Raw genomic sequence first — 9,215 nt, forward strand, 5'->3', positions numbered from 1 at the left:
CGCAGCGAGTTCGTGAGGGGCGTGCCGAATACCGGACGGAAGATATATCAACGCTGAAGGCTCTTCGCCAGGCCGGGGTGAATACCGAGTGGGCGCACTCTAGTTCGGAGCGCACCTATGCTAGCGAGTACAGTTCAGAGGTAGCGCTCGCAGTGGCCATGTTTATCGGCCAAGCCCTCGCCGAAGAAGGCGTTGTTTCAGTTGCCCGCATACTCCTTGCCAGGATTCACAACGCAGGGGCGAGTGGTGGACATGATGCGCACCAGCCGACCATGACTCTAAGCTTAGGACGCCTCACAGAAGACGGTCGCACAATTGAAAATCTAAAAATAAGCGGGCCCGGCGAGCAAGTTGTAGATGCCGTTCGGGAACTACTTCGCGGGGGGCCAAGCCCCCAATGATGCAACCGACCCGGAATCCGATTTGGTTCAGGACCGGCCCTTCACGATCTCTACTCGGCCTAAAATCAGCGGGTTACGCTGTCCGCACCGGCGTCTCGCTACCTCCGCCTAGCGGTCCGGCTCGCGACCAGATCCTGCTTGCCGTCGGCCTAGAACTTCTCTCCGACGCGCGGCGCGTGTACGGCCAGATCCTTCGGGACCTACTCTCAGTCGGCCGTTGCAAGGTCCCACCTCCCTTGGATCTTTCCGCGCCGTGGATACCACACGAAGACTTGGCGATCGCGCGAGCTCGCCAACGCGCGTGGACGGCGCTCCGCAAGTGCCTGGCAACCTCCGAAGTCGATCTTGTTACGTTAGAGCAACGTGCCCGAACCGCTCTCAACGCGACGGTCGACGCTTTTGATCATCTCGAAGATACCGCCTATGCAGCCGAGGCTCATGACTACGTGCATAGGTTGGCCGAACTGAAGGCCGGCCTGTTTGGGTGTGTCGCTGAGCGAGACGGGAACACGTGGTTCGATGTATGCCGGCAGTCCATAATGCATGTACGAATCGGAATGTCGGTCGGCTTCACTGCTCAGCGGCACTGCTCGGTCTGTGACTCTGACCTATCCGAGTGTGAGCATCAGCCTGGTCAGGTTTACGATAAAACAGCGGAAGTAGATACGGACGATAGCTGCACGATTTGCGGAGATACGGAGTGTCAACGCCACAGCCCGGGAACTACTTACCTCGTTACGGCACATGCCGTCGTACGCAACGTGGAAAGACTTCATGAAATCTCATATCTACCACGGCCTCGTGATCCGCTCGCGCGAATCTCTAAGATCGAGATCCCTAATTACATGCTCACCGAACTACCCAATCACAACTCCCCGGACGCTGTCCTTCATTGCCACCGCTGCATAAACTTTTGCACCGGCTTCACCTCTGCCGAAGAAGCTCTTGGTTTAATCTGAAGACCTTTCCTCTTCGCGGCCGAAGATCCAGTCCATCGCCCTAGCACCAGTCTCCAGTACAGGGCGGATCTGCTTGCGGTAGACGGCTTCCGTCGTTGCTGTGCTGCTGTGGCCGACGAGGCGGGAGATCTCCTCCAAGGGGAGGCCGTTGTCCGAGAGCAGCGAGACGAAGCTGTGCCGGAGTTCTCGGGGCGTCCACTCGGCGGGGTTCACCCCCTCGGCATTCTTGATGGCGTTGCGGAAGTCGCGCCGTACATGCGAGGGATCGAGTGGGGTCCCGACCTTGGATGCGAACACGAGGTTGTTCTCCTGCCTCTTCTCCCCCGCAGCTTCCCGCTCCCTTTCCTGCTGTTCCCTCTGCCGCTGTAACGCATCCAAGCAGCGCTTGGACAGGGCGAGAGTCCGACGCGACTTACGTGTCTTGGTGTCGCCCCCGGCCCGCACAGAACGCCAGACGGCCACGTACGGCGGCACAGGCGGATTGGCGTTCGGGTCACCTTCCATATCAACGTGATCCCACGTCAACGCCCTGAGTTCTTCCGTCCGTGCTCCCGTAAGCAGGGATAGGACGATATAGGCGTACATCCGTGAGCCCTCCGCCGCCTTGAGCATGGATTCGGCCTGGACGAGGGTGAGCGCCTTCGAGGGACGGCCGGCCTTGCCCTGCGGCACCGAACACAGTGCCACCACGTTCCGCTTCACCTTGTCGCGTGCCATGGCCCGCTTGATCGCGCGGTTCAGGCACGAGTGAAGTCCTTGCAGAGTGCGAGTGCTGAGCGTCTTCGCCTTGTCGGCGAGCCACTTGTCCACGTCTTCCGCGCTGAGGTCTCGGAGCTTCCGGGCACCGAGAGCCGGGATGACGTGGGTGTTGCAGAGGATGGTGCACGCGGCAAGAGTGCCGCTGTGGCGTCCGTTGAGCCCGTAGGCCAGCCAGTCATTGACCGCGCGTTCAACCGTGTAGTCCGCCGGCGCGATGGCCAAGCCGTCTTCGTAATCGCGGATGATCTCTTTCAACTTGGCCTTGGATTCCGTCTTGGTCTTGCCGCTGGCCTTCTTGACGATGCGCTTTCCCGCAGGGGTGTAGCCCACGGTTACCGAGGCGATCCAGCGTTGACGTGCTTCGTCCCAGTGGAGGCCGCCGTCTCCCCGGCTGCGTCGCGTGGTCATGATGCTCTCGCTTCCTTTTCCAGTAGGGCGATGTAGTCGGAGATGGCCGAGGCCGGGATCAGCCGGGTACGGCCTTGAGTGACCGAGCGGAGGCGTCCGGCCCGGATCTGCTCGTAGATGACGGTGCGGCTCATGCTGAGCAGGCGCATGGCGTCGCTGACGCGGTACAGCCGCGGAGTGTCGAGTCCGGGGGATGGGGTCATTCGGCCGCCCGCTGTGCGGCGATCGCTCGCGCGGTCTGGACGCGTTGCCGGATCTGCTCAGCCAAGATCGCCTCACCGGGGGAGTACCCGATTCCGGCGAAACGCCAGTGACCGACGACCAGCGTTGTGGCGTCACCGAGCGCGGGCAGCCCATGACGTTCCCGCGACTCCCGCGCACGGTGATCAGAACGGATGCCGCGCAGCTTGCCGAGCGTGACGGAATAATGGCGGCTCTTGCTGGAGAAATGGCCCCGAAAGCCCAGCATGTGTGCCCAGGACCGCAGCCGCAGACCGGCGAACTCGGGACGCGCGCCTAACTCCCAGCACGTGCGGAGCATGCGCCGAGCGTGCTCGGTCACCGGAAGCAACTCCAGGTTCAGCCCTGGCCGTAGACCGGTGCCCCGGCAGTGCTCGCAAGGGATGAGATCGCTCACCCGTCCGTCTCCCCGGCACCCCTTGCACGACAGACGGTGATCGACCGTTCCCGAGGCTTCCGCGCCCTTAGTCGCGTACTTGGCGATGTAACCGGCCACCGCACGCTCAGACACCCCGTCCAGCGCTTCACTCATGACGATCGGCCGGATATCGAGCTGATCACCCCACACCAGCCGCCGCCGTCCCAGCGCGCTCACAGGGGACAGGACTTCCACGCGCCGAGCCGCCGCCGGGATCGCTCGGACGAGCATCCCGTGATCGGTCCACTCCGGGGGAAGATCGGCCGCACCCTTCGGACCGTCGAGGCGGATGACCGCATGGAAGTGGACCAGGCCCCGCCGCTGGTACTCGGCGACCTTGGCGAACGACACCCGGACCTGTCTGCCGAACTCCGCCCGGCTCATCCCGGCCTGCCTAGCCAGTTCCCGCCGGACCTCCAGCGTGAACCGGTGCCACAAGGCCCCGGCATGCGCCTGCCACAGCACGGCTCCGGAGTAGTCGTAGCAGTCCGGACAGATCGGTTGACCTAAACGATCGTCGGCAGGTTCGTGCCGAGCACGGCACCCGATGTCGTTTCCGTGCTCGCAGCGCTTCCCGTACCTACGCGGACGGCAGGCCCGGACCTTGCCGTTCCTCTCGCGCCGGGTATGCACCGGACCGAACGAGGGAGCCGTCAGCGTGGCGAACACGCGGGGGTGGCCGCTCACCCGCTCAGGGACCCCTTTGCCGCCGGACAGACCGGCGCGGATGAGTTGGAAGGTGTCGGCCCGGTAGACCTCCGAACAGGCCGCACAGACCGACGCACGCCGGTTGCCACACGCCACCAGCAGATGCCCTGAGGGTTCGTCGGCGGTCTGGTAGGAGTGCAGGACCTCGCCGGTAGCCGCTTCGACGATGTGGGACCCGCCGGCGAGGTGCACCGGATTGGCGCACCCGCCGGTCGCTGCGACCATCGAGCGCCATCGCTCGTAGCCGGGAGCATTGATCACTTCTGCGAGATCGACCAGCCATTCCGGATGCCGGCCCGGGGTGATGTGGCGTTCCTCCTTAGTGCTCATCGGGACCTCCTTTGCCTCGATGCGACAGATGTAGGCCAAGACGTACTACGTGTTGGCTAGCCAACACGTGCTACCTCTTGTAAAGACCAAACGTTGAAAGGGGGTCACCATATGAGCGAAGACAAGACCGGCGCGCGCTGGCGGATGATCGCCGACCTGTTGCGGACCGACATCCTGCAACACCACTACCAACCAGGTCAGGCGCTCCCCGGGGAGGCATTCCTCGCCTCCGAGTACGCCACCTCACGCCCGACCATCCGCAAAGCGATCGCCCAGCTCGCAGGGGAAGGGCTACTCACCATCGCTCACGGACGCGGTACCTTCGTCCGTCCCACCCCTGACCGCCGCATGATCCTTACCGGTTGGCCGGAACATGAAGATCTACTCAGCCCGGCTTACGACCCTGCCAAGCAGCAATGGCAGCACGTCACCGTTCCCAGCGAAGCCGAACGCGCACAAGCCAAGGTCACTCCCAACTCAGCCCTGTTCATGACCGCCGAAGGGAGCACAGCCGACGTCCTGGCCGTACGGCGAGGCAGTATGGCCGTCTACCGGTACGCCTATTGGCAACACACCAAGACCCGCGCGCGTATCCACCTGTGCTCCTATGTCCTGGCCGACCTGGTCGCCACCATCACCGGCGAAGGTGCCGATCGAGAGATCGACTCGCATGTGGAGCCGGAGGACTATTACGCCTACCTGGAACGCGCACACGGACCGGTGCGCTGGACCACCTCCGTACACACCCAGATGCCTTACGGCGAGACCTACGAGGACCTCGGCATGGAACCGATCGGCACACCCCTACTGGTCATCCGCAGGGTCATGCTCAGTCAGCACGGCCGGCCCCTGGAGTTCACCGAGATCGAAGCCCCTGGAGATCGATTCGAGGTGGCAGCCGTCAGCGACTACAACTCAGCAGAGCCCAGAGGACTCTCGGCACTGCGCGTGTAATCGGCTCAAAGTTTCTTTACTGGGTCAAGGCTCGCTTCGCTCGCCGGGGGCCGCCCGCCCTGCGGGCGACCAGCGCCCCGGGCATGCGGCCTTGGGGGCCGGTCCCGGGGCACGCCGCCCTCCGGCCAGCGGCCCCCGATAGAGAGGACGCCGACATGAGGACATTCATTCGAGGCGACCCAGACCATGCGACAGCTCCACGCGACAGCATTCGTGAGGTCTCCACCAATGCAGCCCTACGATCGCCATGCTGTGGCTGGCCTCCACACGGGGTTGGGGGCGATCGGAGGCCCGGCGCTTCGCACCGGTCCACCGGGCGGCATGGTTCTGTCCTGCGCCGGTTCCACACATGGACGAGCCCCCCACCATCACTTCCCCGTGGGGGGCTCCGTCGTGCCGGACCGCCTATGTCCCTCGCCTGCCCGGCACGACGTGATCATGGTGTTCGGAGTCAGGCGTGTTGTCGTGCGTCGCGTGGATGACGTTCCATTCCTGATCCGAGATCGGCGGAAGGCCCAACGAGGCGGCGGCCCTGTCGAGATCGGCCCGGGATAGCTGCCACGACTGGATCAGTCCTGCCGCTTGGCATCGCCGGCGCTCGATCTCCAGAATGTCGGCCACTGCCCCAAGAACCCGTCTGGTCGTTTCGGGGTTCGCCTGGCGCTGATCGTCCGGTAAGTCGGCGGGATCGTAGTGAGGATAGATCATGGGGTCTCGGTGGAGTCGAGGTGGACCATCCCCGCGATGATCGCGGCCCCTTCGCCAGGGGCATCCACTGAGCACAGCATTTGGGGAGCCTGACCCGGGGGACGCATCGAGAAGGCCGTTACCTTCTGGTTGTCATCGACCACGACGATGGCGACGGTTGTGCCGTCGTCGGACCATACGGCCAACTCCGGAGCGTCGTAGTCCACAGAGGACCGCGTCCCATGAGGTGTCGTGTCGATCTTGAGTCTGATTCGCTTGCTCACGAGGTTGGGCACGCCACGCTCCCGGAGGTGGCGTGCCAGCTCACCGAGCTGTGCGCTGTGCTTCTCGATGCGTGTGGTACCTCGGCTGACGGCCATGGTCGCCGGTTCCTCTCCGTGCGCGGTCGGTAACTGATGCGTGTCACATTCAGCTAACCGCTCGCGATCAGCGGACGCAGGATGAGAATTGGGGATAGCAGCAGGCACGGTCGTATCCGCGAATGTCCGGGGGTAGCCGATGAGCACCGCAGCGAGTACGCCTGAGTGGGCCGCCATCCTGCGTGCCGAGCGCAAGGCCCGTGTCGGCAGTGTGGCGGACATGGCTCGGCAACTGCGGAACGTCGCACAAGAGCAGGGGACGCAGCTCCCGACGCTCGCCGACCTCACGCGGACCATCCGAGGGTGGGAGCGTGGTGATCACTATCCAAGTGAGCGTTACCGTCTGCTGTGCGCCAGAGCGCTAGAGATGGCGGAAGCCGACCTGTTCCCACCGGAGCAGGCCACCGTTGTTCCGGTCCCCGCGTTCCCGCTGGCGTCCATAGCTCCCGACCCGGACCTGTTCCAGCGGATCACCAAGGCGATTGAGCAGCCGACCCGCCTGGACGCCGTGACACTCGACTGGCTCGCGACCTGCCTTGCCGAACATCGCAAGGTCGAGGACAGCATTGGTAGCCGGCCGCTGATCGGCGTGGTGCGCCAGCAACTCGGCGTCGTGGCCGACTTCGCCAACAGCGCGAGAGGTCCCCTGGCGGAACGCATCGTGGATCTCGCCGCCCAGTACGCGCAGTTCATCGCATGGATGTCTTTGGACATCGACGACCAGCCCGCCGCCTTGGCCTGGTACGACCGCGCGCATGACTGGGCTCTGGAGATCGGCGACGCCAACATGGCCACCACGACCTTGAGCATGAAGGCTCACCAGGCATAGAGCGCGGGCAACGCACGTCGTTGCGTCGGCCTGGCCGAGGCAGCCCGTTCTCACAGCGGCCAGGTCACGCCAGGTGTACGAGGAATGGCAGCACAGATGGCAGCCCGCGGACACGCACTCGCCGGCACCGCCGACCAGACGCATGCACTGCTGGACGAGGCCGAAACCTTGATCAGTGGAGCAGCCGAGCACAGTGAAGACGAGCCCGCATGGATGTACTTCTACGACGAGATGTGGTTCACGCTCCAACGCGGCATGGCCGAGCTGCACCTGAGCAACCGGGGACAGGCGGTTGAACTCCTCGCCTCCGGACTCAATCGGCTACCGGATTCCTATCGGCGCGACCGTGCGTGGTACGCCTCATGCCTGGCACGCGCACACGCGAAGGCCGGGGACGCCGAGGCGAGCCTGAGCACGGCATTGCCGGTCGTGACCGACGCCGTTCGACTCAACCGCCATGCGGTCAAGGAACTCGCCGAGACCGCCGGGGAACTCGGCAGTCGAGGCGCGCCGCACGCCGTGACCTTGCGCGATGCCCTCGCGGCAGCCCGGTAGCCGAGTGACGAACTGAGTGACAACGGCCCCGTACAAGCCCGGACGGCCATGAACATCGAGACACGGTAGGCGCAGGTCAGGCGAGATTTTGCCGCATCTAGGGATCTCTCTGGGATTGCTTCGGGACGAAGAGGCCGTGGGTTCAAATCCCGCCACCCCGACCCAGAAGTACCAGGTCAGAGGCCGGTTCCTGAGATGGGACCGGCCTTTGCTTTTGGCTTGGGTGACCAGCCGGGCCGTGAGGTGGGGCGCGATGGGTCGGGGTCTCGGCAGGCTATGCCTGGTGGTGTGTCAACTTTTTGTCTGACAGGCGCGTCTCACTCTTTATGGGGTTATTGTTTCGCGGCACCGCTGTATCCGTCGCCTTGTTCGTCGCTGTGGGGCCGGCGGTCGCCGCTGACGCCGTGGGGGCGGTTGGTGAGTGGAAGGTCGTTCAGGACGACGGTCGCGACTCCTATGACGCGGTGACGGTTACGCCGGGGGGGGCGGTCTGGGTTGCTGGGACGAGGCGTCCGGCCGGTGGGTCGAAAGGTGTCGAGTCGCTGCTGTTGAAGGGCCGGGGGGCCAGCTTCAAGCGGGTCGGTGGGCCGGGGTTTCGGGTCAGGCGGCTGACGTCGGCGTCTGACACCAGGGTTTGGGCGTTTGGTGCGTCGCGGTACGGGCGGTGGGATGGGAAGCGCTGGCTGGTCAAGCGGTGGCCTTACGGCCGGGTGGATCGGGCGAACTCCATCGGCGCGAATCTGTGGGTCATCGAGGACGCCAATGTCTTTCCGTCGGCTGGGAAGGCTGGGTGGAAGGCGCGGTCCACGGTGCGGCGTCTGGTCGGGTCGGGGTGGCGCAAGGTCCCTACGCCGATCGTGGTCAAGGGGCTCGACGGGAAGTGGGCGGCGGGGTCGGTGCGGGGGAAAGCGGCTCTGGCTCGCTGGTCCGGGAAGGCCTGGCGGGCGGTCGCGCTTCCGGCGGTTCCGGCTTCGCACCCGGGGCAGATCTCGGAGCTGACGGATGTCGCGGTCGACGGTGAGACTGCGCGGGTGATGGCCGTCGGGTGGGCCGCTTGGCCGTGCGGGGGTGCGAAGCGTGCCTTCTGCGGGGAGACTTTGCTGCTGACCGGCTATCTGGGCGGCTTCGAGTTCGAGGTCCGTGCCGGGCTCGGTATCCAGCCGCGCGCTCAGGCGGAGCCTGACGGCAGGGGCGGGGCCTGGGTCGTCTACGACGCCAAGGGTGGGGGCAGCGGGTATCTGCACATCGGCGTCGACAGTGTCGAGGCGGGTGCTTTTCCGGCTCCGTCGAACAAGAAGGCGTTCGTGCGTGACCTCGCCATCCAGCCGGAGAGTGGTTCCGTCTGGGCGGTCGGCACGGTGACCTCCGGCCGCCGCGGTTTGATCTGGGCCCACCGGCCCTGAGCCGGCCGGCCGAGTCCAAAGGCCACTTGCGGTGATCGCAAGTGGCCTTTGGTGTCATGGCGTCAGCGTTGCAGGGTGAGTACTCCTGGGCGGTAGGGCAGGAGGCCGTAGTCGCCGCCGGAGCTGGGGCTGCGTCCTTGGTAGAGCAGTTGCAGGTTGCAGGGGTTGATGGTGAAGGTCTGGT

The 9,215-nt window shown here is 64.9% G+C and carries 9 protein-coding genes; 4 read left to right on the top strand and 5 right to left on the bottom strand.

The window, feature by feature from the left end:
• Window positions 1-1,351 precede the first annotated feature (1,351 nt).
• From ACFP1K_RS36630 to ACFP1K_RS36640, 3 genes are read right to left on the bottom strand one after another with little or no spacing between them, the layout of a single operon-like run.
• Window positions 1,352-2,527, bottom strand: a complete 1,176-nt coding sequence (locus ACFP1K_RS36630; RefSeq protein ID WP_380762214.1) for a tyrosine-type recombinase/integrase — start codon at window positions 2,525-2,527, stop codon at window positions 1,352-1,354.
• Complete coding sequence (locus ACFP1K_RS36635; RefSeq protein WP_380762216.1) at window positions 2,524-2,730, bottom strand: helix-turn-helix domain-containing protein; 207 nt, start codon at window positions 2,728-2,730, stop codon at window positions 2,524-2,526. Before ACFP1K_RS36635 ends, ACFP1K_RS36630 begins: the two co-directional genes overlap by 4 nt.
• Entirely contained in the window at window positions 2,727-4,223 is a 1,497-nt protein-coding gene (locus ACFP1K_RS36640) for a replication initiator (protein WP_380762218.1), read from the bottom strand. Before ACFP1K_RS36640 ends, ACFP1K_RS36635 begins: the two co-directional genes overlap by 4 nt.
• Window positions 4,224-4,334: 111 nt before the next feature.
• Between ACFP1K_RS36640 and ACFP1K_RS36645 the strand changes: the two genes are divergently transcribed.
• Window positions 4,335-5,177: a GntR family transcriptional regulator gene (locus ACFP1K_RS36645; RefSeq protein WP_380762220.1), complete on the top strand. Its 843-nt coding sequence runs from the start codon at window positions 4,335-4,337 to the stop codon at window positions 5,175-5,177.
• Between the two features lie 405 nt (window positions 5,178-5,582).
• Here the strand turns inward: ACFP1K_RS36645 and ACFP1K_RS36650 are convergent, their stop codons facing one another.
• On the bottom strand, window positions 5,583-5,885 hold the full coding sequence (locus tag ACFP1K_RS36650; protein ID WP_380762222.1) for a hypothetical protein: 303 nt from the start codon (window positions 5,883-5,885) through the stop codon (window positions 5,583-5,585).
• Window positions 5,882-6,244 (bottom strand): hypothetical protein, encoded by a 363-nt coding sequence (locus ACFP1K_RS36655; RefSeq protein ID WP_380762224.1) that lies wholly within the window; start codon window positions 6,242-6,244, stop codon window positions 5,882-5,884. The genes ACFP1K_RS36650 and ACFP1K_RS36655 overlap by 4 nt, the downstream gene beginning before the upstream one ends.
• 139 nt (window positions 6,245-6,383) lie before the next feature.
• Here ACFP1K_RS36655 and ACFP1K_RS36660 point away from each other — a divergent pair, with 139 nt between their 5' ends.
• From ACFP1K_RS36660 to ACFP1K_RS36670, 3 genes are all read left to right on the top strand, one after another.
• Complete coding sequence (locus ACFP1K_RS36660) at window positions 6,384-7,073, top strand: hypothetical protein (RefSeq protein WP_380762226.1); 690 nt, start codon at window positions 6,384-6,386, stop codon at window positions 7,071-7,073.
• Window positions 7,074-7,157: 84 nt separating this feature from the next.
• Window positions 7,158-7,628: a hypothetical protein gene (locus ACFP1K_RS36665; protein ID WP_380762228.1), complete on the top strand. Its 471-nt coding sequence runs from the start codon at window positions 7,158-7,160 to the stop codon at window positions 7,626-7,628.
• A gap of 710 nt (window positions 7,629-8,338) precedes the next feature.
• A complete protein-coding gene (locus ACFP1K_RS36670) occupies window positions 8,339-9,031 on the top strand; it encodes a hypothetical protein (protein WP_380762230.1) in 693 nt (230 codons plus the stop codon).
• Window positions 9,032-9,215 lie beyond the last annotated feature (184 nt).

The organism is Sphaerisporangium aureirubrum (genome assembly GCF_042658925.1).
GTDB classification, from domain to species: Bacteria; Actinomycetota; Actinomycetes; order Streptosporangiales; family Streptosporangiaceae; genus Sphaerisporangium; species Sphaerisporangium aureirubrum.

Coding starts and splice junctions, on each gene's coding strand:
- ACFP1K_RS36660 (WP_380762226.1), top strand. CDS start 6,384: ATGAGCACCGCAGCGAGTACGCCTGAGTGGGCCGCCATCCTGCGTGCC.
- ACFP1K_RS36650 (WP_380762222.1), bottom strand. CDS start 5,885: ATGATCTATCCTCACTACGATCCCGCCGACTTACCGGACGATCAGCGC.
- ACFP1K_RS36665 (WP_380762228.1), top strand. CDS start 7,158: ATGGCAGCACAGATGGCAGCCCGCGGACACGCACTCGCCGGCACCGCC.
- ACFP1K_RS36635 (WP_380762216.1), bottom strand. CDS start 2,730: ATGACCCCATCCCCCGGACTCGACACTCCGCGGCTGTACCGCGTCAGC.
- ACFP1K_RS36630 (WP_380762214.1), bottom strand. CDS start 2,527: ATGACCACGCGACGCAGCCGGGGAGACGGCGGCCTCCACTGGGACGAA.
- ACFP1K_RS36645 (WP_380762220.1), top strand. CDS start 4,335: ATGAGCGAAGACAAGACCGGCGCGCGCTGGCGGATGATCGCCGACCTG.
- ACFP1K_RS36640 (WP_380762218.1), bottom strand. CDS start 4,223: ATGAGCACTAAGGAGGAACGCCACATCACCCCGGGCCGGCATCCGGAA.
- ACFP1K_RS36655 (WP_380762224.1), bottom strand. CDS start 6,244: ATGGCCGTCAGCCGAGGTACCACACGCATCGAGAAGCACAGCGCACAG.